The sequence below is a fragment of the Palleronia sediminis genome (assembly GCF_004358695.1).
GTDB classification, from domain to species: domain Bacteria; phylum Pseudomonadota; class Alphaproteobacteria; order Rhodobacterales; family Rhodobacteraceae; genus Palleronia; species Palleronia sediminis.
On sequence record NZ_SNAA01000016.1, the window covers coordinates 14,132 to 36,792 of the forward strand.

22 protein-coding genes and 1 tRNA gene are annotated in these 22,661 nt (G+C 68.1%); 9 read left to right on the top strand and 14 right to left on the bottom strand.

Annotated features, from left to right (window positions below):
* Nucleotide 1: 1 nt before the first annotated feature.
* The 5 genes from E2L08_RS13280 to E2L08_RS13300 form a co-directional block, all read right to left on the bottom strand.
* Entirely contained in the window at nucleotides 2-1,003 is a 1,002-nt protein-coding gene (locus E2L08_RS13280; protein WP_133397579.1) for an Ldh family oxidoreductase, read from the bottom strand.
* 73 nt (nucleotides 1,004-1,076) lie between these two features.
* Entirely contained in the window at nucleotides 1,077-2,258 is a 1,182-nt protein-coding gene (locus E2L08_RS13285; RefSeq protein ID WP_133397580.1) for a UxaA family hydrolase, read from the bottom strand.
* 12 nt (nucleotides 2,259-2,270) lie between these two features.
* On the bottom strand, nucleotides 2,271-2,561 hold the full coding sequence (locus E2L08_RS13290; protein ID WP_133397581.1) for a UxaA family hydrolase: 291 nt from the start codon (nucleotides 2,559-2,561) through the stop codon (nucleotides 2,271-2,273).
* 163 nt (nucleotides 2,562-2,724) lie between these two features.
* Nucleotides 2,725-4,044: a histidinol dehydrogenase gene (gene hisD, locus E2L08_RS13295; RefSeq protein WP_133397582.1), complete on the bottom strand. Its 1,320-nt coding sequence runs from the start codon at nucleotides 4,042-4,044 to the stop codon at nucleotides 2,725-2,727.
* A 37-nt stretch (nucleotides 4,045-4,081) separates the two neighbouring features.
* Nucleotides 4,082-4,861, bottom strand: coding sequence for a DeoR/GlpR family DNA-binding transcription regulator (locus E2L08_RS13300; RefSeq protein ID WP_133397583.1), 780 nt, complete (start codon nucleotides 4,859-4,861; stop codon nucleotides 4,082-4,084).
* Between the two features lie 339 nt (nucleotides 4,862-5,200).
* On the opposite strand from E2L08_RS13300, the gene E2L08_RS13305 reads away from it, so the two are divergent.
* Genes E2L08_RS13305 through E2L08_RS13330 form a run of 6 tightly spaced genes read left to right on the top strand, consistent with a single transcriptional unit; the run spans nucleotide 5,201 to nucleotide 11,158 of the window.
* Nucleotides 5,201-6,286, top strand: a complete 1,086-nt coding sequence (locus E2L08_RS13305) for an ABC transporter ATP-binding protein (RefSeq protein WP_133397584.1) — start codon at nucleotides 5,201-5,203, stop codon at nucleotides 6,284-6,286.
* Complete coding sequence (locus E2L08_RS13310) at nucleotides 6,286-7,374, top strand: ABC transporter ATP-binding protein (RefSeq protein ID WP_133397585.1); 1,089 nt, start codon at nucleotides 6,286-6,288, stop codon at nucleotides 7,372-7,374. Before E2L08_RS13305 ends, E2L08_RS13310 begins: the two co-directional genes overlap by 1 nt.
* On the top strand, nucleotides 7,371-8,240 hold the full coding sequence (locus E2L08_RS13315) for a carbohydrate ABC transporter permease (protein WP_133397586.1): 870 nt from the start codon (nucleotides 7,371-7,373) through the stop codon (nucleotides 8,238-8,240). Before E2L08_RS13310 ends, E2L08_RS13315 begins: the two co-directional genes overlap by 4 nt.
* Nucleotides 8,237-9,130 (top strand): carbohydrate ABC transporter permease, encoded by an 894-nt coding sequence (locus tag E2L08_RS13320; RefSeq protein WP_206077016.1) that lies wholly within the window; start codon nucleotides 8,237-8,239, stop codon nucleotides 9,128-9,130. The genes E2L08_RS13315 and E2L08_RS13320 overlap by 4 nt, the downstream gene beginning before the upstream one ends.
* A gap of 2 nt (nucleotides 9,131-9,132) precedes the next feature.
* Entirely contained in the window at nucleotides 9,133-9,405 is a 273-nt protein-coding gene (locus E2L08_RS13325; protein WP_133397637.1) for a DUF2160 domain-containing protein, read from the top strand.
* A gap of 40 nt (nucleotides 9,406-9,445) precedes the next feature.
* Complete coding sequence (locus tag E2L08_RS13330) at nucleotides 9,446-11,158, top strand: ABC transporter substrate-binding protein (protein ID WP_133397587.1); 1,713 nt, start codon at nucleotides 9,446-9,448, stop codon at nucleotides 11,156-11,158.
* Nucleotides 11,159-11,221: 63 nt separating this feature from the next.
* Here the strand turns inward: E2L08_RS13330 and E2L08_RS13335 are convergent, their stop codons facing one another.
* On the bottom strand, nucleotides 11,222-12,640 hold the full coding sequence (locus E2L08_RS13335; RefSeq protein ID WP_168771154.1) for a Hint domain-containing protein: 1,419 nt from the start codon (nucleotides 12,638-12,640) through the stop codon (nucleotides 11,222-11,224).
* Between the two features lie 383 nt (nucleotides 12,641-13,023).
* Here E2L08_RS13335 and E2L08_RS13340 point away from each other — a divergent pair, with 383 nt between their 5' ends.
* Nucleotides 13,024-14,013 carry a protein kinase family protein gene (locus tag E2L08_RS13340; RefSeq protein WP_133397589.1) on the top strand — a complete coding sequence of 330 codons (990 nt, stop codon included), beginning with the start codon at nucleotides 13,024-13,026 and terminating at the stop codon, nucleotides 14,011-14,013.
* A gap of 18 nt (nucleotides 14,014-14,031) precedes the next feature.
* On the opposite strand, the gene E2L08_RS13345 is transcribed toward E2L08_RS13340, so the two are convergent.
* From E2L08_RS13345 to E2L08_RS13355, 3 genes are all read right to left on the bottom strand, one after another.
* Nucleotides 14,032-15,096 (bottom strand): hypothetical protein, encoded by a 1,065-nt coding sequence (locus tag E2L08_RS13345; protein ID WP_133397590.1) that lies wholly within the window; start codon nucleotides 15,094-15,096, stop codon nucleotides 14,032-14,034.
* Entirely contained in the window at nucleotides 15,093-16,571 is a 1,479-nt protein-coding gene (locus tag E2L08_RS13350) for a Hint domain-containing protein (RefSeq protein WP_133397591.1), read from the bottom strand. The genes E2L08_RS13345 and E2L08_RS13350 overlap by 4 nt, the downstream gene beginning before the upstream one ends.
* Before the next feature lie 236 nt (nucleotides 16,572-16,807).
* Nucleotides 16,808-17,221 carry a SufE family protein gene (locus E2L08_RS13355; protein WP_133397592.1) on the bottom strand — a complete coding sequence of 138 codons (414 nt, stop codon included), beginning with the start codon at nucleotides 17,219-17,221 and terminating at the stop codon, nucleotides 16,808-16,810.
* Between the two features lie 134 nt (nucleotides 17,222-17,355).
* Between E2L08_RS13355 and E2L08_RS13360 the strand changes: the two genes are divergently transcribed.
* Nucleotides 17,356-17,799 (top strand): hypothetical protein, encoded by a 444-nt coding sequence (locus E2L08_RS13360; RefSeq protein ID WP_133397593.1) that lies wholly within the window; start codon nucleotides 17,356-17,358, stop codon nucleotides 17,797-17,799.
* A gap of 6 nt (nucleotides 17,800-17,805) precedes the next feature.
* On the opposite strand, the gene rnd is transcribed toward E2L08_RS13360, so the two are convergent.
* The 3 genes from rnd to purM all read right to left on the bottom strand — a co-directional run bounded on the left by rnd (nucleotide 17,806) and on the right by purM (nucleotide 20,670).
* Nucleotides 17,806-18,966, bottom strand: coding sequence for a ribonuclease D (gene rnd / locus E2L08_RS13365; protein ID WP_133397638.1), 1,161 nt, complete (start codon nucleotides 18,964-18,966; stop codon nucleotides 17,806-17,808).
* Nucleotides 18,967-19,033: 67 nt separating this feature from the next.
* On the bottom strand, nucleotides 19,034-19,615 hold the full coding sequence (purN, locus tag E2L08_RS13370) for a phosphoribosylglycinamide formyltransferase (protein WP_133397594.1): 582 nt from the start codon (nucleotides 19,613-19,615) through the stop codon (nucleotides 19,034-19,036).
* Nucleotides 19,612-20,670 (bottom strand): phosphoribosylformylglycinamidine cyclo-ligase, encoded by a 1,059-nt coding sequence (purM, locus tag E2L08_RS13375; protein WP_133397595.1) that lies wholly within the window; start codon nucleotides 20,668-20,670, stop codon nucleotides 19,612-19,614. The genes purN and purM overlap by 4 nt, the downstream gene beginning before the upstream one ends.
* A gap of 127 nt (nucleotides 20,671-20,797) precedes the next feature.
* Here purM and E2L08_RS13380 point away from each other — a divergent pair.
* Nucleotides 20,798-20,873, top strand: a tRNA-Ile gene (locus E2L08_RS13380).
* A 17-nt stretch (nucleotides 20,874-20,890) separates the two neighbouring features.
* On the opposite strand, the gene E2L08_RS13385 is transcribed toward E2L08_RS13380, so the two are convergent.
* Nucleotides 20,891-21,793: a substrate-binding domain-containing protein gene (locus E2L08_RS13385; RefSeq protein ID WP_338069522.1), complete on the bottom strand. Its 903-nt coding sequence runs from the start codon at nucleotides 21,791-21,793 to the stop codon at nucleotides 20,891-20,893.
* Nucleotides 21,794-21,841: 48 nt separating this feature from the next.
* The gene (locus tag E2L08_RS13390) at nucleotides 21,842-22,660 is read right to left on the bottom strand and encodes an ABC transporter substrate-binding protein (RefSeq protein WP_133397596.1); all 819 of its coding nucleotides are present in this window, start codon (nucleotides 22,658-22,660) and stop codon (nucleotides 21,842-21,844) included.
* Between the last annotated feature and the right edge of the window lies 1 nt (nucleotide 22,661).

Sequence of the window (22,661 nt, forward strand, 5' to 3'; positions counted from 1 at the left end):
TTCACGCGCCCGCGGCCAGCGTCCCGGCCTCGTCGAGATAGCGGATCGGCACCTCGATGCCGTCGGCTTCGGCCTCGGCCAGTGCCGCGCGACGGCGGGCGCCGGGCAGGCGCGTGCCCTCCATCCCGGCGATGAGGTCGAGCAGCGACGCCGTGCGCGCGCCGAACCCGTCCTCGGGGCGCAGCACGATCAGGGTCTGCCCGACCCGCGGCGCCGGCCCCTCGGCGTCGAAAAACGACGCGGCCTCGTGGCTGAAGGCGCTGCCGGTGAAGGCGGCGGCGAGCAACTCCACCATCAGCGCGAGCGACGTGCCCTTGGGCCCGCCGATGGGCACCATCGTTCCCGCGAGCGCCGCTTCGGGGTCGGTGGTCGGCTGCCCGTCGGGGTCGAGCGCCCATCCCTCGGGAATCGAGCGTCCCGCCTTTTTCGCCGCCATCACCTTGCCGCGCGCCACGCGGCTGAGCGAGAGGTCGATGACCAGCGGCGGCCCATCGGCGACCGGCGCGGCAAAGGCGATGGGGTTCGTGCCGAAGACCGGTGTGCTCGCCCCCCATGGCGCGATGGCCTTGGGGGCATTGGCGACCATGATGCCCACAAGCCCCGCCTGCGCGATCTTTTCGACCTGCACCGACAGCGCGCCGCAATGATGCGAATTGGCAATGCCCATGACCGCGGCGCCCGTTTCGCACGCGGCCGGGATCCCCGCCTCGAGCGCCGCGTCGAGCGCGGGATAGGCAAAGCCCCGGTCGGCGTCGATCAGCAGCGATGACGGGCCGCGATGCGTGACCGCGATCCGGGCGCCGGCATTGATCTTGCCCGACCGGACCTGCGCGGCATAGTCGCCCAGCCGCGAAAAGCCATGGCCCCCCTGCCCCTCGGCCTCGGCCGCGACAAGCGCGGCGGCGACCGAGGCGGCGGCCGGGTCGGGCACGCCCTGCGCGACGAGGGCGGCGGCGATGAGGCGGCGCGCCTCGGGCAATCCGATGCGGCGGGTCTGTGTCATGGAACGGGTCTCTCCGGGGGGTGTCGTGCTTTGGGAGCGTCCAGCGGGCGACCGCCCGCTGGACGCGGCCCGGTCAGGCCGAGCGATAGAGCTTGGTCATCGAGAACTCGCGATGTCCCAGCGCCTCGGCGGCGGTATTGCGGCCGTTGGCGGTGCGGCGGATCATCTCGATCAGGGCGTCGCCCGCCTCGTCGATCGTCATCTCGCGGCGCAGGATGCCCGAGACGTCGACATCGACATGCTCGCCCATGGTGCGCACCGTGCGCGGATTGGCGGTGATCTTGATGACCGGCACGATGGGGTTGCCGACCACGTTGCCCTGCCCGGTTGGGAAGGTATGGATCACCGCGCCGCCCGCGGCCATCAGCGTCACGCATTCGGCGGCCGCAGACGAGCTGTCCATGAAATAGAGCCCCGCGCCCGAGCGCGGCGCCTCGGCCGGGTCGAGAATGTCGATGAATTGCGAGGTCCGGCCGATCTTTTCGAGATTGCCCAGCGCCTTTTCCTCGATGGTCGTCAGGCCGCCCTCGATATTGCCCTTGGTGGGCTGGCTGTCGGACAGGTCGTCGGTCTGGTGGGCAAAGATGACCTCGTCCTGATAGGCCTTCCACATCGCGTACCAGCGGTCGCCCACCTCTTTCGACACGGCACGTTCGCGGCAGATATGCTCGGCGCCGGTGATCTCGGAGGTCTCGCCGAAAAAGCCCGTGATGCCCTCGGGCAGCAGCTTGTCATACATGTTGCCCACCGTCGGGCACGATCCGAGCCCGGTGGTCGTGTCGCTCTCGCCGCATTTGGTCGAGATCCACAGCTCGGAGATCGAACATTCCTCGCGCTGCATCTCGGTCGCGGCATGCACGAACTCCTTGGCGGCCCAGGACGCGGCGCGGATGGTCTCGAAATCGCCCTTCTGCTCGATCGAGAACTCGGCCACGGGCTTTCCGGTCTCGCGGATGCCGTCGGCGATCTTGCGCGTCCAGCCCGGCTCGATCCCGATCACCACCACGGCCGCCACGTTGGGGTTGGCGCCGGTGCCGATCATGGTGCGGAAATGCAGCTCGAGGTCTTCGCCGAACTGAAGACGGCCATAAGCGTGCGGGATGGCCAGCGTGCCCTTGACGTTGTTGGCCACCGCCTCGCAGGCCGCGTTCGAGATGTCGTCCACGGGCAGGATGAGGACATGGTTGCGCACGCCGACCCGGCCGTTCTCGCGACGATAGCCCTGTACGGTCATGTTGGAGAAGTTCGATGCCATGGGACGGGTTCCTTACCAGCGCTTCGTTTTGCAGTTGTGGGTGTGGACGTGTCCGCCCTTTTCGACATCGGCCGTGATCCTGCCGATATCCTCGCCGTACTTGATCGCGGTATCTCCGGCCTTGAGATCGCTCAGCGCGACCTTGTGGCCGATGGGCACGTCGGCCTTGGCCGTCAGGCGAAAGCTCGAATCGTCGTGGGTCACGACGCACAGCATGTCGGTGCCGGCGGTCAGGCCCTCGACCACCACGACGCCGACATTGTCGGCCGCCTCATGGACAAGCAGGTGCGGGATTTCGGACATACGGGGTTCCTTTTCTTTCGGCCTCGGGAAACGGGACGATCCCGGTCGCGGCGACGGTATCGCGGGGCACCCCGCGCAAGGCGGGCGGCGCCGCCCATGACGCGCGAACCATGCCGCGTTGTCTTGCGGATATCCAGACCGCCCGCGACCGGCGGCCCTCGGGCTAGGCGGGGTCTCGGTCCGTGCGCCCGAGATCGAACGCCTCGCCGGGAAAGAAACGCTCCAGCCGGATATCGGCGCTGCGGGCGTGCCCCTCCATCCCCTCGAGCCGGGCGATGCGGGCGGTCGCCTCGGCGACGGGGCGCATGCCCGCGCGGGTCGACCGCTGCCAGGTCACGAGCCTGAGGAACTTGTGGACGGACAGCCCGCCGGTATACCGCGCCGCACCCGAGGTCGGCAGGACATGGTTCGGCCCGCTGACCTTGTCGCCGAAGGCCACGGTCGTCTCTTCGCCGAGAAAGAGCGAGCCATAGCAGGTCAGCCGGTCGAGCCACCAGTCGAGATCGCCTGCAATGACGGTGAGGTGCTCGGGGGCATATTCGTCCGAGGTCGCGGCCATCGCCTCGCGGTCGGCGCAGACGATCACCTCGGCATGGTCGCGCCATGCCGACGCGGCGTTCTCGCGGTTGAGCGGCGGCAGCGCGGCGATCAGCGCGGGCACGCGGTCCATGACCGCGCGGGCGAGATCCTCGTCGTCGGTCACGAGCCAGACGGGCGAGTTGTAGCCATGCTCGGCCTGCGCCACGAGGTCGGCCGCGACGATGCCGGGATCGGCGGTGCAATCGGCCAGGATCAGGCTGTCGGTCGGACCCGCAATCATGTCGATGCCGACGCGGCCGAAGAGCTGGCGCTTGGCCTCGGCGACGAACTGGTTGCCGGGGCCGACGAGGATATCGGCCCGCGGCAGGCCGAACAGCCCGAACGCCATCGCCGCGATCCCCTGCACGCCGCCCATGGCCATGATCGCATCGGCCCCGCAGACATGGGCGGCATGGATGACGGCCGGCGCGATTCCGTGACCGGCGCGCGGCGGCGCGCAGGCGACGACATGACCGCAGCCCGCGACCCGCGCCGTCGTCACCGTCATCACCGCCGAAGAGACATGGCTGTAGCGCCCGCCCGGCACGTAGCAGCCGGCCGCCGCGACCGGGATCGCCTTTTGACCGGCGACGAGACCCGGCACGATCTCGACCTCGACATCGCGCAGGCTGGCCCTCTGCGCCTCGGCGAAACGGCGCACGTTGTCATGGGCAAAGCCGATATCGTCCTTGACCCGCTGCGGCACGAGGCGCGAGGCGGCTGCGATCTCGTCGCCGGTCAGCAGCACGTTGCCCGTATAGCCGTCGAGGCGCGCCGAATAACGCAGGGCGGCCGCCTCGCCCCCGGCCTCGATGTCGCGCAGCATGTCCTCGACGATGGCGCGGGTGTTCCCGGCATCGGCGGCGGGGCTGCGGGGGGCGGTCTTGAGATAGGCGCGGGTCATGCTGTCCGATCCTTGGGGGCGCGGGGGCTTGTGCCGGTCAGTCGTCGGACCCGTCCGGCCCGGTCACGCCGATCTCTACCCCGTTTTCGCGGCAGAGATCGACGACGCGGCGGGGCAAGGGCCGGTCGGTGAAGAACGCGTCGAGCCGCCCGAGATTGGTTACGCGCACGGGTGCCTTGCGCCGGAACTTGGAGTGATCGGCGACGAGGAAGGTCCGCCGCGAATGATCGAGAATCGCGCGGGTAACGCCCGCCTCGCGGATGTCGAAATCCAGGAGGTCCCCATCCTCGTCGAGCGCCGAGCATCCGATCACCGCGATATCGAACTTGAACTGCCGGATCGTCTCGAGCGTGAGATCGCCCACCAGCCCCCCGTCGGACCGGCGCAGCGTGCCGCCCGCCACGACCACGTCGCAATCGGGATTGGCGGCGAGCGTGGTGGCGACGTTGATGTTGTTGGTCACGGCGAGGATGTTGCGATGCGCGAGCATCCGTTCGGCCACGGCTTCGGTCGTGGTACCGATATTGAGAAACACCGAGCAATCGCCCGGAATGGCCGCGACGCAGGCCGCCGCGATGGATGCCTTGGCCTCGGCGTTGAGCGAGCGGCGTTCCTCGTAGCCGATATTCATCGTGCCCGATGGCAGGACCGCACCGCCATGCACACGCTCGAGCCGGCCGGCATCGGCCAGGTCCGACAGGTCGCGCCGGATCGTCTGAAGCGTGACGCCGAAATGATCGGCGAGGCCCTCGACCGTCACCTTGCCGTCGCGCCGCGCCATGTCGAGGATTTCGGGATGGCGGATCGTCTGGGACATATGTTCGCTTTGCTCCGCATCGGGCGTGGCCGCGCCGCGCCGACTCCCCAGCGTCACCTGTTCTGAAACAGTATGATACGGGGCGTAATTCATCCTAGGCATAAGCTCCCCGGACAAGCAGGAACAGAATACCGCAAAAAAGCGAAAATCAAGGGTTTCATTTCGCGCTTTGCAGTCCTAGGGTCCGGCAAAGCCGTCCACCTTGCCTTTCGGACAAGGGCTGGCGACGGTGAAAGGCATCGGACGGCCGGAAACGGCCCGCGACGGATCGCCCCGGAAAATGCCGGTGCGCCCCATGCGCCGCGAGGAGGCGGGTTCGACGCAAGGGGGGAAAGACGCATGAGCCTCGTGCTCGATCACGTATCCAGAACCGCCGGGGGCGAGACCCTCATCTATCCGACCGATCTCACGCTCGAGCCCGGCACGATGAACGTGCTGCTCGGCCCGACCAATGCGGGAAAGACCTCGCTCATGCGGCTGATGGCCGGGCTCGACAAGCCGGCGAGCGGGCGCATCCTGTGGAAGGGCGAGGACGTGACCGGCCAGCGCGTGCAAGATCGCAAGGTCGCGATGGTTTATCAGCAGTTCATCAACTACCCCTCGATGACCGTTTACGACAATATCGCTTCGCCCATGCGGCTGATGGGGCTCGACGCCGGCGAGATCGACCGCCGCGTGCGCGAGACCGCCGACCTGATGCAGCTCGGCCCCATGCTCGAACGCAAGCCGCTGGAGCTGTCGGGCGGCCAGCAGCAGCGTTGCGCGCTGGCCCGCGCGCTGGTCAAGAACGCGGGGCTGGTGCTGCTCGACGAGCCGCTAGCCAATCTCGACTACAAGCTCCGCGAAGAGCTGCGCGCGGAAATTCCCAGGATCTTTGCCGAATCCGGCTCGATCTTTGTCTATGCCACCACCGAGCCCGAAGAGGCGCTGCTGCTCGGCGGCAATTGCGCGACCCTGTGGCAGGGGCGTGTGACCCAGTTCGGCCCCACCCCCGAGGTTTACCGCAAACCCGCCGACGCCACCACGGCGCGCGTCTTTTCCGACCCGCCCATGAATTTCCTCGAGGTCGAGAAACGCGACGGCGTGCTGGCTTTCGGCGAGGGCGAGACGCTGCCCGCGGGGGCCTTCGGGCCCGAGCTGGCCACCGGGCGCTACACCGCCGGGTTCCGCCCCAATCACCTGTCGCTCGACCCCGGCGCGCAGACCATTGCCTTTGACGCCACGCTGGCCGTGACCGAGATCACCGGATCGGAAACCTATGTCCATCTCGACCACCACGGCGCGCGCTGGGTGGGGCTCGTCCACGGGGTGCGCGTGCTGCGCCCCGGCGAAAGCCTGACCGTCCATCTCGACCCGCGCCACGTCTACCTTTTCGACGAGGCCGGCGCGCTGGTGCGGCCCGCCCCCTATGCGGAGGCCGCGTGATGGCCAAGATTACCCTGTCGAACCTCGCGCATTCCTACCTGCCCGATCCACAATCCGAGGACGATTTCGCGCTCAAGGAAATGACCCATGACTGGCGCGACGGCGAGGCCTATGCCCTGCTCGGCTCGTCGGGATGCGGCAAGACCACCCTGCTCAACATCATCTCGGGGCTGCTTCGTCCCTCGCACGGGCGCGTCCTGTTCGACGGTCGCGACGTGACCGACCACCCCACGGCCGAGCGCAATATCGCCCAGGTGTTCCAGTTCCCAGTCGTCTACGACACGATGACCGTGCGCGAGAACCTCGCCTTCCCGCTCAAGAACCGGGGCCTGCCCGCCCCCGAGATCGCGCGCCGCGTGCAGAAGGTCGGCGACATGATCGGGATGGAGGCCGTGCTCGATCGCAAGGCGCGCGGCCTGACCGCGGATGCCAAGCAAAAGATCAGCCTGGGCCGCGGCATGGTGCGCGAGGACGTGAACGCGCTGCTCTTCGACGAGCCGCTGACCGTCATCGACCCCCATATGAAATGGGAGCTTCGGACCCAGCTCAAGAAACTGCATCACGATTTCGGGCATACGATGATCTACGTGACCCACGACCAGACCGAGGCGCTGACCTTTGCCGACAAGGTCGTGGTCATGTATGACGGCCGCGTGGTCCAGATCGGCACCCCGCAAGAGCTGTTCGAGCGTCCCGCCCATACCTTTGTCGGCTATTTCATCGGCTCGCCGGGCATGAACCTGTTCGACGCGCGGATCGACGGGACCAAGGCGCAGATCGGCGGCACCCGGTTCGATCTGGGCACGACCTACCCGCTCGGCGGCGGCCGGGTGAAGATCGGCGTGCGTCCCGAATACATCCGCCTGTCCGATACCGGGCTGCCTGCGCGGGTCAAGCGGGTTGAGGATGTCGGCCGCCACAAGATCGTGCGGCTCGAGATGGACGGCGCCGAGGTGAACGCCATCGCTGACGAATCCGGCACGGTCCCCGATGGCGGGACGCATGTGCAATTCGTCGAGGGCGGCGTGAACGTCTATGAAAACGACTGGCGCGTCGCGGCCCGCCGGGAAACGGAGGCCGCGGCATGAAGACCGACAACCAGAAGGCCTGGTTCCTCGTTCTGCCGGTGCTGGTGCTGGTGGCCTTTTCGGCGGTGATCCCGCTGATGACGGTGGTCAATTACTCGGTGCAGGACACGTTCGGCAACAACGTCTTCTTCTGGGCCGGGCTCGAGTGGTTCGACCAGATGCTGCATTCGGAACGGATGTGGAATGCGCTGGGACGCCAGCTTGCCTTTTCCTCCATCATCCTCGCCATCGAGATCCCGCTCGGCGTGTTCGTCGCGCTGAACATGCCCAAGAAAGGGTTCTGGGCCTCGTTCTGCCTCGTCGTCATGTCGCTGCCTTTGCTGATCCCGTGGAACGTGGTCGGCACGATCTGGCAGATCTTCGGCCGGGTGGATATCGGGCTTCTGGGCTATACGCTCGACGCGCTGGGGATCGACTACAACTACACCCAAGGGTTCTATGCCGCCTGGACGACCGTCATCGTGATGGATGTCTGGCACTGGACGTCGCTCGTTGCACTTCTGGCTTATGCCGGGCTGCAATCCATCCCCGACGCCTATTACCAGGCCGCCAAGATCGACCAGGCGAGCCGCTGGGCCGTGTTCCGCTATATCGAGCTCCCCAAGATGCTGGGCGTGCTGATGATCGCGATCCTGCTGCGGTTCATGGACAGCTTCATGATCTATACCGAGCCCTTCGTCGTCACCGGGGGCGGCCCCGGCAACGCGACGACGTTCCTGTCGATCGACCTCGTCAAGATGGCACTGGGGCAGTTCGACCTCGGCCCGGCGGCGGCGTTCTCGCTGATGTATTTCCTCGTGATCCTCGTGATCTCGTGGGTGTTCTACACCGTGATGGTTAACCTCGACCGGAGGGACGCGAAATGAGCGATGCGACCATCGAGGCCCCCGGCGCGGGCCACCTGCCCGAAGACCTGACCGCCGCGCGCAACGACGTGCGCACGGCGCGCCGGTTCCGGCCCTCGGGGTCGGCCGTGGTGATGGGGCTTTACCTGCTGTTCCTGATGCTGCCGATCTACTGGCTGCTGAACATGAGCCTCAAGACGAATACCGAGATCCTCGGGCAGTTCTCGCTCTGGCCGCAGAACCTGACCTTGCAGAACTACGCGACGATCCTGACCGATGCCTCGTGGTACATGGGCTATGTCAACTCGCTGATCTACGTCGTGCTGAACACCGCGATCTCGCTCACGGTGGCGCTGCCCGCGGCCTATGCCTTCAGCCGCTACAACTTCATGGGCGACAAGCACCTCTTCTTCTGGCTGCTGACGAACCGCATGGCGCCGCCCGCGGTCTTTGCCCTGCCCTTTTTCCAACTCTATTCGTCGGTCGGGCTGTTCGACACCCATATCGCGGTAGCGCTGGCGCATTGCCTGTTCAACGTGCCGCTCGCCGTATGGATCCTCGAGGGGTTCATGCGCGGCGTTCCCAAGGAGATCGACGAAACCGCCTATATCGACGGCTATTCCTTCGGGCGGTTCTTCATCAAGATCTTCATGCCGCTGATCTCGTCGGGGATCGGTGTCGCGGCGTTCTTCTGCTTCATGTTCTCGTGGGTCGAGCTTCTCCTGTCGCGCACGCTGACCAGCGTCGAAGCCAAGCCCATCGCCGCCACCATGACGCGCACCGTGGGCGCGGCCGGCGTCGATTGGGGCGTTCTGGCCGCGGCCGGGGTGCTGACCATCGTGCCGGGCGCGCTCGTGGTGTTCTTCGTGCGGAACTACATTGCCAAGGGCTTTGCCCTGGGGAGGGTGTGACGATGCAATGGATGGCCTGGACCTGGCCCACGGCGGCCTTTTTCCTCGTGATCGCGCTGTTGCTCGTGGTCTTCAGCATCCTCGCGATCAAGCGGCCCGAGACGCCGCGCGTGGGCGTGCTGGGGATCGAGACGACGCGGGGTGACCGATTGTTCATCACGCTGCTCGCCTCGGCCTTCATCAATCTCGCGTGGCTGGGCTTCGGCATCGCGCCGCAGGCCTGGGCGCTACTCGTCTGTCTTGGCGTCGCGGCGGTCATATTCCGCTATGTCTGACGGATTTCTTCGACGTTCACCAAACCATGGGAGGTAAACCATGAACGTTACACTCAGATCCTCGACCGCGCTTGCGCTGGTCTGCGGCCTCGCCGCCGGGCCGGCGCTCGCCGGCATGGAGGAAGCGCGCCAGTTCCTCGACACCGAAATCGACGGCATGTCCACCCTGACCCGCGAGGAGCAGGAGGCCGAGATGCAGTGGTTCGTCGATGCCGCCGAGCCGTTCCGGGGCATGGATATCAACGTCGTGTCGGAAACGATCACGACCCATGAATACGAGTCGCAGGTCCTCGCCCCGGCCTTTGCGGCGATCACCGGGATCAACGTGACCCACGACCTCATCGGCGAAGGCGACGTGGTCGAAAAGCTGCAGACGCAGATGCAGTCGGGCCAGAACGTCTATGATGCCTATGTCAACGACAGCGACCTGATCGGCACGCATTGGCGCTATGGGCAGGTGCGCAACCTGACCGACTGGATGGCGAACGAGGGCGCGGACGTGACCTCGCCGACGCTGGATCTCGAGGATTTCATCGGGACGCAGTTCACCACCGGCCCTGACGGCAATCTCTACCAGCTTCCCGACCAGCAATTCGCGAACCTCTACTGGTTCCGCTACGACTGGTTCAACGATCCCGAGATCAAGGCCGCCTTCCAGGAGGAATACGGCTACGAGCTCGGCGTTCCGGTCAACTGGGCGGCCTACGAGGATATCGCCGAGTTCTTCACCGGCCGCGAGATCGACGGCGTCGAAGTCTATGGCAACATGGACTACGGCAAGAAGGACCCGTCGCTCGGCTGGCGCTACACCGACGCGTGGATGTCCATGGCCGGGATGGGCGACAAGGGCAGCCCCAACGGCCTTCCGGTCGACGAATGGGGGATCCGCGTCAACGAGCAGTCCCAGCCCGTCGGCGCCTGCGTCGATCGCGGCGGCGCCACCAACTCGCCCGCGGCGGTCTATGCCGTCGACAAGGCGATCCAGTGGCTCCAGAAATACTCGCCGCCCTCGGCCGCGGGCATGACTTTCTCCGAGGCGGGTCCCGTCCCCGGACAGGGCAACATCGCGCAGCAGATGTTCATGTACACCACCTTTGTCGCGCCCCTGGTCGACAGCCCTGCGGTGATGAACGAGGACGGTACGCCGAAATGGCGCCTCGCTCCCAGCCCGCACGGCGTCTACTGGGAGGAAGGCATGAAGGTCGGCTACCAGGACGTGGGATCCTGGACGCTGATGAACTCGACCCCCGTCGACCGCGCCAAGGCCGCCTGGCTCTATGCGCAGTTCGTCACCTCCAAGACGGTGGACGTCAAGAAATCCGACGTGGGCCTCACCTTCGTGCGTGAAAGCACCATCGACTCGGATCACTTCACCGAGCGGGCCGGACGCCTCGGCGGCCTGATCGAGTTCTACCGCTCGCCGGCGCGCACCGCATGGTCGCCCACCGGCACCAACGTGCCCGACTATCCCAAGCTGGCACAGCTCTGGTGGCAGAATATCGGCGACGCCATGTCGGGCGCGAAGACCCCGCAAGAGGCGCTCGACAAGCTCTGCGCCGACATGGAAAGCGTCATGGAGCGGCTCGAGCGGGCCGGCGTCCAGGGCGAGTTCGGCCCCGCGCTGAACGAACAGCGCGATCCGTCCTACTGGCTCGAAGAGCAGCCGGGCGCGCCCAAGCCCAAGCTCGAGAACGAGGACGAAGAGCCGGAAACCATCGCCTATGACGAGCTGGTGAAATCCTGGCAGCAATAAGCCGCGATACCGTCTGAGACCGGGGCCGGCGCGTCGCAGGACGCGCCGGCCCTTTTCCGTGGCTCAGCCGAGCAGCAATTCCGCCTCGTGGCGACGGGCGATCAGGCGCGAGGCGCGATAGGCCTCGATCCCCTCGGGGCGGCCGAGTTCGAGGAAAAGCGACAGGATCTCGCCGCGCTGATCGTCCTGAAGCCCGTTCATCGCATAATCGCCGGGGTGAAAGGTCTCGGTCCAGGCACCATCGGCCAGCACGACCTCGTGACGGTCGCACATGATGTGCACATAGGTGACGCCCGCCCTTGGCATCGTCCGGGCGACGCCCGCCCGCGCGCGCAGATGCTTGGCCGCTATCAGCACTTCGGGCGTGGCGAACAGCAGCTCGGTATCCCCGCCCTGGATCAGCATGCGGTGGTTCGGCGACACCAGCATATCCGTTTCGGGGCAATCCGGCCCGAGCGATCCGGCGCGGATGAGCACCGGGCGCAGCTCGGTCCGGCGCATCATCTCGGACGGGGTCACATCGCGCGCGCCGACCCAGCTTACCGTCTGGAACCCGTTGTCGCGGGTCAACACCCGGTCGCCCGGCCGCAGATCCTCGACCGCGACGAGCCCGCGCCGCGTCAGGATGGCCGTGCCCGGCGTGAAGCAGATGCAGGGCGGCGGCGCGTCCACGCTTTCGACCGAGGCGATCCGCCCGATATCGTCGAAATCGACCCGCGTGCCATCGCTCAGCGTCGCGATCCCGCCATCCTGCAGGTCGTCGTCGATCCCGTCCTTTTCGCGGATGATCGCGCGGATCTCTCCCGGGTCGAGGGTAAAGGTCTCGCCGCTTTCCAGCGTGACGGAAACCGGACCTTCGACATAGAGCGTGTCGTTCTCGTCGGCCCCCTTGGCCGATCCGCCGCGCGAGCCGGACCCCGACCCCGAGCCGTACAGATGGGACGAGCCGCCAAAGACCGTGTCGGTCCCGCCGCCCTGCAGCCCGACAAAGAACCGGTCGCCGCCCGATTTCGAGCCCGAGCCGCCCTTGCCACCGATCAGCAGGTCCTCGCCTGCGCCGCCGTAAAGATCGTCGTTGCCCGAGCCGCCGAGGATCACGTCGTCGCCATCGTCGCCCGTCAGCACATCGCGGCCCTTGCCGCCCTCGATCGTATCGTCGCCGGCACCGCCCGAGATCGCATCGTCGCCCGATCCGCCGCGGATCGCGTCATCGCCCGCGCCGCCCGCCAGGCAATCGTCGCCCTTGCCGCCGTCGATGGTGTCGTCCCCGGCGCCCCCGGCAACGGTATCGGCGCCCGAGCCCGCGTCGATCCGGTCGTCGCCGTCGCCGCCCAGGATCAGGTTGTCGCCATCGTCGCCGTCGATCCGGTCGTCGCCCCCGAGGCCGCGGATCGTGTCGTCACCGTCCCTGCCCCGCAGCGTGTCGTCGCCATCCGTACCGACGATCGAGTCGTCGCCCTTGGTACCGTTTATCCGTGCCATGTTCGTTTCCCCCAGGCGACCCTGTCGAGTGACGGGCCTCCGGTCCTGTGCCTCGTGCCGGATCGGGCGCCGCCCCCCGCGGTCGCATCGCGGGACCGGAAAGAGGCGCGGGATCGGGCGGTTGATGCACCGACGGATCGGCACATACCAAGCGGCGACCGAAAGGATCGCCGCCGTCATGTTCCTATCCGACATCCCGCGGCGGTAATCAATTCTTCATCTTTGCGCGATACGGCACCAAACCCGATCAATTTACGCACAATTGCGCCCGATTGGCCGGTTTGTCGCAAAATATGAAACACTCCGCGATCACGGCCGGAACCGGCTTGCGGTTCGGCACGATCCGTTGCCCCCCTGTCGGGGTGAACCCAGGGGCAAGGGCGATGAACGGCACGGATGGCGGGCCGCCGCCGGCAGAGGACGCGGCGCAAGCGGCCGAGGCGCTGTTCGGGGATCCGGTCGACCGGATCACCGCGCCCGGCGGCCGCCGCAGGGCGAGCGTCCGGGTGCATCTCGGGGGGCGGTCGGTGATCGCCTCATGGCGCGCCGACCCGGCGCGGCGCGCGCGCGAGATTGCGCTGCTCGAGGCGCTGGCGCGCGAGGATGCGCCTGTGCCGCGGTTTCTCGGCCAATCGCGCGGCTGGAGTTTCCAGAGCGACGCGGGCAACCGTCGCCTGACCGCCGAGCTTGAAAGGCAGGACGCGCAGGGCCGCGAGACGGTCGCGGCCGCCGCCCTCGAAAGCCTGCTGCAGATCAAGCGCGCGGCGCGGCGGCTCGGGCTCGTAGCCGACCTGCCGCCCATCGCCAACGGGCCCGAATGGCTGGGCAGTTTTGCGCGCGGGCCGGTGCGCCTCGCCGAAAGGCTGGGCATCCCCGCGCCGGATTACGATGCGGCCGCGCTGGCCCATGGGCTGACCAGCCTGCCGCTGGCCTTCATCAAGTGGGACGCGCGGCCCGGCAATGCCGCGATCGCCGCGGATGGCCGCGTGATCTGGTTCGACTGGGAGGATTACGGCCGCCGCGCGGGCGTCGAGGATGCGGCGTTCCTTGTCGCGGACGAGTTCTGGCCCCTGCCCGCCGACAGCTCGCGCGACCTGTTGCGGCGTACCGGCTTTGTCGCGCCCGGTCACGAGCCGCTTTTCATCCGCTTTGCCGTGTTGCAGGGGATCGAGCGCTGCCGCCTCATCCTCGGGCAGCAGGGCCGGCACGGATGGCAGGACGCGGCGCGGATGCGGCGCTATGACCGGATCGGGGTCAGCCGCGAGCTTGCCCTTCGCGTCACCGCGACGGCCGCCGCGCTGGCCGGAATGGACGGTGCGGCGCAACCGCTGGCGCGCTGGCTCGACCACGCCGCCATGGCGCTGCCGGAGTAGCCGCGGGCGGCGTCGCGCTCAGTCGGCGTCCTCGTCCTCGACCCGGCGCGCCACCCTGTCGAAGAACGGGCCCAGCGCCTCGGTTCCCGCATCGGTCAGCGCGTAGTCGCGCGCGCGCCGCGCCAGCGCGGCGGACATCGGGCGGGCCACGCCGATCAGGTCGTAATGGCGCAGCGTCCGGTCGTTGGTTTCCCAGCCGCCCGTCGCCGCCTGCCGCAGGATCTTGCGCAGCCGGCTGCAGGCGTGAAGCATCGCATAGGTTGCAAGCGGCCCCGAATCGGTGTCGGGCAATTCCTCGGCCACGATGCGCAGCGACATGGCTGCGTCGAGCGGCCAGAACTCGTCCGAGATCAGCGCCGCGACATCCTCGAACCCGCCGCGGCGCCCGACCATGCCCCAGTCGAACCACATCACCGGGTCGTCATCCGACAGCGCGGCATTGCCCGGCCGCGCGTCCCACTTGGTAAAGACCTGCGGCCCGGCAATGAGCGATTGCGCGAGCCCCGGCACGTCATAGCGCGGCGCGGCGATGCCAAGCCGTTCGGCCAGGCGCACCGGCCCGAGCGAGAAATCGGCCAGCCAGTCCGAGGCCATGCCGATGAAGGGCAGTTCCTGCGCGATGCCCGTGGCGGTCGCGATCCTGCGGATCGCGGCCAGCGACGCCACCGCGTCGGCCGCGATGGTCTCGCGCATGATGCTCTTGGTCGCGGCGAGCGCGTCGGACAGCCGTGCGCCGCCGCAATCCTCCTGGATCAAGACCCCGCCGCCGAAGGCCAGCAGCCTCGGGACATGGCCGTCGGCCCCGTCGAGGATGCCCAGCACCAGCGCCTCGCGCAGCCGCTCGGCCCGGTCGGGGCGGCGCGTGGCGATGACGCGGCGCCCGTCGCCCAAGATCAACCGCAGACTGGCGCGGCGCGGCCCGCCCGGCGCCTCGATCCGCTGAACGGAGGTTCCCAGGAGCCGCCCCGCCTGCCCGGCCAGCGCATCGAGATCGGCCCGCATCGCGGCGGCGTCGGGTTGGGTGAAACTGCCGAAACCTGGGGGCGGCGGGGGAATTGCGGTCTGCGCCTCGGCCTGGATCATGCTGTCGGTCTTTCCTGCTGCGGGGGCGATAAGCCCATCAGTTCGGAGGCGAGCCGTGCCTCGTGATGGCGGAGCGTGATGCGGGCCGAGGCGCCATAGGCGCGTGGATCCTCGGCCAGTTCGGGAAACAGGGCGTGGATCTCGGCGCGGGCCTCGCGGGCGAGGCTGCCCATGCCGATCCGGCCGGGGTGAAAGCTCTCGCTCGGGGCGCCTTCGGCAAAGACGATCTGGTGGTCGTCGAAGAGCATGTGGTGATATTCGACCTCGCCGCCCGGATCGACGGTGATCGTACGGCCATTGACCAGCATCCGGGCGGGAACCAGTACTTCGGCCTCGTCGAAATACAGGCCGAGCTGGCGATGGGCGAGCAGTATCCGGTGCTGCGGCGACACCCGCAGGGCGCGCGTATTGCCGATGGCGCCCTGCGCAAAGCGGATGGGGGCAAGATGACCGTCTGCCGGCACGCGGGTCCGGCCGATCCACCGGATCGACTGGAACCCCGCGTCGCGGGTCAGCACCCGGTCGCCCGTGCGCAGATCCTCGATCGCGACCGCGCCCTCGGCCGTCGTGATTCGCGTGCCCGAGGCGAAACAGACGATATTGATCCGGTCGAAATTCTCGATCTTGGTGTTCTGCCATGTGACGGTGGATTTCGACGCCTCGTCCCATCCGGCCCCGTTCTGGGTATATCCCTGCGCCTGTAGCGCGGCGATGAGATCGGCACGTTCGGCCGGGCTGCTCGTGGCGATGGTCAGCTCGTCGTAATCGCTGCCCGACCCGGCCATGATCCTGTTGGCCATCGACGGGTCGATCCCGCCCAGCCGAACCGTGTCGTCGCCCCTGCCTGCGTCGAGTTCAAAGGCCCGCGCCCCATTTGCGGCATCGCCCAGCCAAATCGTGTCCGCGCCTTCTCCCGTCATCAGCTTGCGCGCGTGGAAATCGTAGCCGTCGCCGATGACGATCGTGTCGCGCCCGTCCCCCGCGTTCAGATCGCCCCAGAAATCGGCGTTCTTTCCGACGGTCAGCACGTCGTCCCCGCGCCCCAGTGTGATCCCGTCCAGCTCGGACTGGTGGCCGAAGGTCAGTGCATCGTCGTTCTCGCTCCCCCGGATCTCGCCCGCGACCACGCTGCCGGCCGCGCCGTTCACGGTAAGGGAATGGGCTTTTCCGGCCTGGATCGTGGCAAGCGTGACGTTGTTCTCGATGGCGACATCGGCCGCGATATTCGGCCCGATGACCATTCCGAAGACATGCGGGTTCGCGCCGTCGAACTCGACCGAGACCGAGATGGGCGCCCCCGCGCTTGTCCCGAGTTGGATTTCCTGGTCGGCCGTCGGGGCGATGACGACGCTGTCGCCGTCGGAAAGATCGACCGCCTGAAGCTTGTCGGCCTCGACCCGGAACAGGCCGGGGCCGTCCACGACGATATCGTCGGGGTCGAGCTCGCCTTTTCCGACAACCGTGTATTGCGCCATGGCCCAGTCCCCTCGGTCCGGCCGCCCGTGATCGGGCGACCCCACGCCCCGAGGTCATGCATTGCGCGTCGAACGTCGTGCGAAACCATCGGGTTGTGGAGGAGAGTTTTGCCCCGGCAATGCGGACAATCCGCGACGCGAATGTGGCGATTTACGCCCAACTCGCCGTCATTCGACGCAATCGGGGGCATCCGTTGCGTGATCGTGGTTAATCGACGGGTGGCGCGCGAGGGCGCTCAGGCCTCGGCCTTTTCGGCCGTCGCGCGGATCCGCTCGACCATGGCGCGCAGCCCGTTGGAGCGTTGCGAGGACAGATGCTCGTCCAGACCCAGCCGCCGCAATTCGGCCGGGGCGTCGACCGCGCGCACCTCGTCCAGCGGCAGCCCGGCATAGAGCGCATGCAGCACCGCGATCAGACCCTTGACGATCATCGCGTCGCTGTCGCCGCGGAAATCGAAGCGGCCATGCTCGAGCGTGGGCACCAGCCAGACCTGGCTCGCGCAGCCCTCGACCTTGGTCGCGGGCACCTTGAGCGAGGCGTCGAGCGGTTCGAGCGCGCGGCCCATCTCGATCACGTGGCGATAGCGGTCTTCCCATTCGTCCAGGAACTCGAAGGTTTCGGCGATTTCCTCGAAGGCGGGGGTGGCCATGGGTCGGTCTCCGTCGGTCTGGGCGTGACCCCGAGGTAAGCGCAGCACCCCCCGAGGGCAAGCGGCCCGCGCCGCGCTTTCCAACGCCGCCCTGCCCTGCTAATCCGGGCGGGAACAGACGGTCGGAGGGGAATATGGGCCGATATCTCGTGGCGACGGCCATCGTGCTGAGCCTTGCTGGCTGCGCCTCGCGGCTCAATCCGCTCAACTGGTTCGGCGGTGCCGAGGCCCGGCCCGCGGTGGCGGGCGCCCGCGCGGTCGAGACCGATCAGCGGCCCCTGATGCCGACCGTTACCGATCTGCGTGTCACCGCCAACCCCTATGGCGCCGTCATCCAGGCCACCGGCATTCCGCCGGTTCAGGGCTATTGGGACGGCGAGCTGGTGCGCGTCGCCTCGGCCGAGGCGGGCGTCGCGGTCTTTGCCTTTCGCGCCGTCCCGCCCCTGAGGGCCACGGGCGTCGCGACCCCGCGCTCGCGCGAGATCACGGTCGGGGCGGAGCTGTCGAACCGCGAACTCGACGGCATCCGCGAGATCCGGGTATCGGGGGCCTCGGGGGCGCTGTCGGTCCGGCGCTGAGCGCCGTCAGGTCAGGTCGAACACCACGACATCCCCGCCCCGCGCGGCCAGCCCGATCTCGCCATCGAGAAGCCGTGCGGCATCGCGGCCGAACACCTCGGCGCGCCAGCCCTGCATCGCCGCCACGTCGCGCTTGCCCGCGGCGATGAAATCCAGGTCCGACGAGGTCGCGATGAGCTTTTGCGCCACGCCGGCCATTTCGGCCTTGGCCTTGAGCAGGACGCGCAGCAGGTCGGCCTGCGCGGGGTTCACGTTCAGGTTCTCGCGGCTGCGGTCGGGCTGCGGCGCGTTCCTGGCATCGGTGGCCAGGCCACGCTCCACCGCGCGCAGGATGCCGGCCGCGATCTCGCCGCGGCGCGCATCGCGCCCGAGCAGGCGCGCGCGGCCCAGATCCTTGTCGTTGCGCGGCTTGGACGAGGCCAGTTCGATCAACGCATCGTCCTTGAAGACGCGGTTGCGCGGGACGTTGCGTTTTTGCGCGTATTCCTCGCGGAAGGCGGCGAGTTCGCGCACCAGCGCCAGGAATTTCGGCGAATGGGTGCGCGTCTTTATGCGCAGCCAGGCATCGGCGGGTTCCGTGCGGTAGGTCGCGGGATCGGTGAGAATGCCGATTTCCTCTTCGACCCAGGCGGTACGGTTGGTTTCCTCGAGTCGCGCGGCGAGATCCTCGTAGATGATGCGCAGATGGGTCACATCGGCCAGCGCATAGACCTTTTGCGCGTCGGTCAGCGGCCGGCGCGACCAATCCGTGAAACGCGAACTCTTGTCGACGGTCTGGTGCGCGATCTTGCGCGCGAGCGTTTCATAGCCCGCCTGCTCGCCATAGCCGCAGACCATCGCCGCGACCTGCGTATCGAAAAGCGGCCTCGGGATCACGTCGCCGTCATGCAGGAAGATCTCGAGATCCTGCCGCGCCGCGTGGAACACCTTGACCACGCTTTCGTCGCGAAACAGCTCGTAGAGCGGGGCCAGCGACAGGCCATCTGCCAGCGGATCGACCAGCACCGCCTCGCCCCCGCCGGGGCCCGGAATCGCCAGCTGCACGAGGCAGAGCTGCGCGTAATAGGTCCGTTCGCGCAGGAACTCGGTATCGACGGTGACATAGGGATGCGCGCGGGCGCGGGCGCAGAACGCGGCAAGGGCATCGGTGTCGGTCAGGGTGACGATGGGGGCTGTATCGGGCAATGGGGCACTCATGCTGGCGGAATATGCGAGGCGTCGGGAATATGGAAGATCAGGCGGCGTCGCGAAGGCTCTCGGCCACCCCTCGCAGAACCTGCGGGTATAAATCGTGCTCGGCCGCCCGGACCCGCGCGGCGAGGGTCTGCGCCGTGTCGTCCGGCGCGATGGGCACGGCCATCCGGCCCAGCACCGGCCCCGCGTCGAGATCGGGCACGACCTCGTGGACCGTGCAGCCGGCCTCGGTGTCGCCCGCCGCGATGGCCCGCGCATGGGTGTCGAGCCCGCGGTATTTCGGCAGGAGCGACGGGTGGATGTTGAGCATCCGCCCCTCAAATCGCGAAACGAAGCCGGGGGTGAGGATACGCATGAACCCGGCCAGGCAGATCAGGTCTGGCGACGCGGCCTCGAGATGGCGCAGCATCTCGGCCTCGAACCCCGCGCGGTCGCCGCCAAAGAGCCGGTGATCGACGCAGGCCGTGGGGATGCCCATGTCGCGCGCGCGGTCCAGCCCCGCCGCATCGGGCCGGTTCGACAGCACCAGCACCGGGCGCGCGGGATGATCGCCCGTCATGCTTTCGGCCAGCGCGACCATGTTCGAGCCGGCGCCCGAGATCAGGATCGCGACCCCGATCACAGCAGCGTTCCGGCATAGCGGATGCCCGCCCCTTGCGTCACGCGCCCGATGCGGCAGGGCGAGAGGTCATGCGCGGCCCAAAGCGCCTCGGCCTCGTCGGCGCGGGACGCGGGCACGGCGGCGATCATGCCGATGCCGCAGTTGAACACCTTGAGCATTTCGGACGGCGCCACGTCGCCCGCCTCGGCCAGCCATCGGAACACGGCAGGCAGATCCCAGGCGTCGAGGTCGATCTCGGCCCCTAGGCCATCGGGCAGGACGCGCGGCAGGTTCTCGGTCAGACCGCCGCCGGTGATATGGGCCAGCGCATGGACGAGGCCGGGCTTGGCGATCGCCTCGAGCACGGGCCGCACGTAAAGCCGCGTGGGCACCAGCAGCGCCGCGCCCAAGGGCCCTTCGGCAAAGGGCGCGGGGTCGTCCCATCCAAGACCCGCCCGCTCGACCACGCGCCGCACCAGCGACAGCCCGTTGGAATGGACCCCCGACGAGCCGAGCCCGATCAGCACGTCGCCCTCGGCCACGTCGCGCGGCAGGTCGGCGCCGCGCTCCATCGCGCCCACGGCAAAGCCCGCGAGGTCGAAATCGCCCGCGCGATACATGCCGGGCATCTCGGCCGTCTCGCCGCCCACCAGCGCGCAGCCCGCCTCGACGCAGCCGCGCGCGATGCCCTCGACCACCCGCGCGGCGGTCTCGGTATCGAGCGTGCCCGTCGCGAAATAGTCGAGAAAGAACAGCGGCTCGGCCCCCTGGCAGACGAGGTCGTTCACGCACATCGCCACGAGATCCACCCCGACCCCGTCGACATGGCCGGTGTCGATGGCCACGCGCAGCTTGGTGCCGACACCGTCGGTCGCGGCCACGAGGATCGGGTCGGCATAGCCCGCGGCGCGCGGATCGAACAGCGCGCCGAACCCGCCGAGTCCCGCCATGGTGCCGGGGCGTTCGGTGGCGCGTGCCGCGGGTTTGATCCGGTCGACCAGCGCGTTGCCCGCGTCGATATCGACACCGGCCTCGGCATAGGTCAGGCCGTGTCCCGTGCGCTTGGTCTCGCTCATGTCCGGGGGCCCTTTCGACGGTTTGCGCGGGGTTATCCAAACCCGCGCGCCGTTGCAACGCCCGCGTCGCACCATGGCGGCGCGCTTGACCGTGGCGGCGGGGCGCTCTAGGCCCGTGGCTCAGGTGGGGCCTGTAGCTCAACGGTTAGAGCAGAGCGCTCATAACGCTTTGGTTGGGGGTTCGAATCCCTCCGGGCCTACCAGACCGAGCCCCGCCCGGTCAGGCGTTCCAGACGACCCGCCCGAGCATCCCGGTATCGTATCCGCCCGAGGCCGCTGCGCGCGCGGCGAACCGCTCCGTGGCGCAAAACGCTAGCAGGGCCTGCATCGGCGGCTCGAAATACCCGCGGCGATCGACCAGCAGATCGAAGCGTTCCTCGACCAGCGGCCGGAACTCGAGCCCGAAGGATCGCGCCACCGCCTCGAGCCCGAAGGCGATATCGGCCTCGCCACGGCGCACGGCCTCGACGGCCTCGTCCTCGGTGCGGGCCTCGTCGGCGAGGATGAGCGCGCCGAGGTCCAGCTCCTCGGCCGCCGCGAGTTCGCGAAAGAGCGTCTCGGTGCCCGATTCCGGCTGGCGCGGGACGACGCGTCGCCCGGCGAGATCGGGCAGCCCCTCGGGCGCGCGGTCGCCGGGCCGGAACACCAGCCCGCGCCGCCGCGCGGCAAAGGCGATCAGCACGGCATCCAGACCCGAGGCGACCCGCTCGGCCGCGTCGACGTTCCAGCGGTCCGAGCTCGCATCACGGACATGCAGCCCCGCCATCACGCCCTCGCCGCGGGCGAAGCGGTCGAGCCCGTCGAGCGAGCCGTCGTAATAGGTAGCGAGCCCGCAGCGCGACTGCCTGATCGCCCAGTCGAGCAGCGGATCGTGGCTGCCCAGCGCGATCGCGGGGCGCGGCGCGGACTGCTCGGGCGCGGCCCCGCCGCCGGTCTGCGACCGGGCGATCCAGTCGCGAATCCCGTCCGCGGGAAACAGGAGCTTGCCGGTCGCGCGCGCGCAGGGCACCTCGCCCGAGGCGGCGAGGTCATAGACCTTGCGTTCCTTGAGGCGCAACAGCTCGGCCAGTTCCTTGACGGTGAGGTATTCGTGGTCGGGAAAGGCCGTATCCGTCATGGTCATCCACTGGCAGCACCGGGGCGGCGGCATCGCGCCGCCCCGGCAAGCCTATCAATTCTCGGGCGCGTTGGGGAAGAAAAGCTGCTGCCCCGCGACCTCGAAGCCAGCGATGGCCGACTGCCCCTCTTCGGAGACGAGCCAATCGGCAAAGCTCTGCGCGGCCTCGGCATTGACCGAGGGGCATTTCTCGGGGCTGACCGGGATCACGCCGTACTGGTTGAACAGATCCTCGTCGCCCTCGACCTGGATCTCGTAATCCTGCTTGTTGTCGAAGCTGATCCAGGTGGCGCGGTCGGTCATGACATAGGCGCCCATGCCGATCCCCGCGTTGAGCGTCGCGCCCATGCCCGACCCGGTCTCGCGATACCAGTCGCCCGAGGCCGCGGTCGGATCGACGCCCGCATCCTCCCAAAGCGCCATCTCTTTCTTGTGGGTGCCGCTGTCATCCCCGCGCGAGGCGAAAAGCGCGCCCTGCTCGGCGATCTGCGACAGCGCGGGCTGCGCGTCCTGCATCCCCGCGACGCCGGCCGGGTCGTCGGCGGGCCCCACGATGACGAAGTCGTTGTACATCAGGTCCGTGCGTTCGGTGCCGAAGCCCGATTCGACGAATTTCTCTTCGGCGGCCTTGGCATGGACCAGCAGCACGTCGCCGTCGCAATTCTCGGCATTGGTGATGGCCTGCCCGGTGCCCACGGCCACGACGTTGACCTTGATGCCGGTCTCGTCCTCGAAGATCGGCAGGAGATAGTCGTAAAGGCCCGAATTGGCCGTCGAGGTCGTGGATTGCACGATGATCGACTGATCCTGCGCCAGCGCCCCGCCCGCCAGCAGCACCGCCATCGCGGTCGTCCCGAGTGTTCTTGCAAGCATG

Coding starts and splice junctions, on each gene's coding strand:
- E2L08_RS13280 (WP_133397579.1), bottom strand. CDS start 1,003: ATGACACAGACCCGCCGCATCGGATTGCCCGAGGCGCGCCGCCTCATC.
- E2L08_RS13285 (WP_133397580.1), bottom strand. CDS start 2,258: ATGGCATCGAACTTCTCCAACATGACCGTACAGGGCTATCGTCGCGAG.
- E2L08_RS13290 (WP_133397581.1), bottom strand. CDS start 2,561: ATGTCCGAAATCCCGCACCTGCTTGTCCATGAGGCGGCCGACAATGTC.
- hisD (WP_133397582.1), bottom strand. CDS start 4,044: ATGACCCGCGCCTATCTCAAGACCGCCCCCCGCAGCCCCGCCGCCGAT.
- E2L08_RS13300 (WP_133397583.1), bottom strand. CDS start 4,861: ATGTCCCAGACGATCCGCCATCCCGAAATCCTCGACATGGCGCGGCGC.
- E2L08_RS13305 (WP_133397584.1), top strand. CDS start 5,201: ATGAGCCTCGTGCTCGATCACGTATCCAGAACCGCCGGGGGCGAGACC.
- E2L08_RS13310 (WP_133397585.1), top strand. CDS start 6,286: ATGGCCAAGATTACCCTGTCGAACCTCGCGCATTCCTACCTGCCCGAT.
- E2L08_RS13315 (WP_133397586.1), top strand. CDS start 7,371: ATGAAGACCGACAACCAGAAGGCCTGGTTCCTCGTTCTGCCGGTGCTG.
- E2L08_RS13320 (WP_206077016.1), top strand. CDS start 8,237: ATGAGCGATGCGACCATCGAGGCCCCCGGCGCGGGCCACCTGCCCGAA.
- E2L08_RS13325 (WP_133397637.1), top strand. CDS start 9,133: ATGCAATGGATGGCCTGGACCTGGCCCACGGCGGCCTTTTTCCTCGTG.
- E2L08_RS13330 (WP_133397587.1), top strand. CDS start 9,446: ATGAACGTTACACTCAGATCCTCGACCGCGCTTGCGCTGGTCTGCGGC.
- E2L08_RS13335 (WP_168771154.1), bottom strand. CDS start 12,640: ATGGCACGGATAAACGGTACCAAGGGCGACGACTCGATCGTCGGTACG.
- E2L08_RS13340 (WP_133397589.1), top strand. CDS start 13,024: ATGAACGGCACGGATGGCGGGCCGCCGCCGGCAGAGGACGCGGCGCAA.
- E2L08_RS13345 (WP_133397590.1), bottom strand. CDS start 15,096: ATGATCCAGGCCGAGGCGCAGACCGCAATTCCCCCGCCGCCCCCAGGT.
- E2L08_RS13350 (WP_133397591.1), bottom strand. CDS start 16,571: ATGGCGCAATACACGGTTGTCGGAAAAGGCGAGCTCGACCCCGACGAT.
- E2L08_RS13355 (WP_133397592.1), bottom strand. CDS start 17,221: ATGGCCACCCCCGCCTTCGAGGAAATCGCCGAAACCTTCGAGTTCCTG.
- E2L08_RS13360 (WP_133397593.1), top strand. CDS start 17,356: ATGGGCCGATATCTCGTGGCGACGGCCATCGTGCTGAGCCTTGCTGGC.
- purM (WP_133397595.1), bottom strand. CDS start 20,670: ATGAGCGAGACCAAGCGCACGGGACACGGCCTGACCTATGCCGAGGCC.
- E2L08_RS13385 (WP_338069522.1), bottom strand. CDS start 21,793: ATGACCATGACGGATACGGCCTTTCCCGACCACGAATACCTCACCGTC.
- E2L08_RS13390 (WP_133397596.1), bottom strand. CDS start 22,660: ATGCTTGCAAGAACACTCGGGACGACCGCGATGGCGGTGCTGCTGGCG.